Source organism: Xenorhabdus santafensis, assembly GCF_033949405.1.
Lineage (GTDB): Bacteria > Pseudomonadota > Gammaproteobacteria > Enterobacterales > Enterobacteriaceae > Xenorhabdus > Xenorhabdus santafensis.
Genome location: NZ_VCDN01000340.1, coordinates 1 through 486 on the forward strand (window position 1 = coordinate 1; position 486 = coordinate 486).

The following is a 486-nucleotide window of genomic DNA, read 5'->3' on the forward strand; positions in this document are numbered from 1 at the left end:
CTTGTCGGGTAAGTTCCGACCCGCACGAAAGGTGTAACGATTTGGGCACTGTCTCAACCAGAGACTCGGTGAAATTATAGTACCTGTGAAGATGCAGGTTACCCGCGACAGGACGGAAAGACCCCGTGGAGCTTTACTGTAGCCTGATATTGAATTTTGGTACAGTTTGTACAGGATAGGCGGGAGCCATTGAAACCGGAGCGCTAGCTTCGGTGGAGGCGCTGGTGGGATACCGCCCTGACTGTATTGAAATTCTAACCTACGGGTCTTATCGACCCGGGAGACAGTGTCAGGTGGGCAGTTTGACTGGGGCGGTCGCCTCCTAAAGTGTAACGGAGGCGCCCAAAGGTTCCCTCAGAATGGTTGGAAATCATTCGTAGAGTGCAAAGGCATAAGGGAGCTTGACTGCGAGACCTACAAGTCGAGCAGGGACGAAAGTCGGGCTTAGTGATCCGGTGGTTCCGCATGGAAGGGCCATCGCTCAAC

At 53.7% G+C, this 486-nt stretch carries 1 rRNA gene; it reads left to right on the top strand.

The features are described 5' to 3' along the window. Positions 1 to 486, top strand: a 23S ribosomal RNA gene (locus tag FE392_RS20495); the annotation flags it as partial.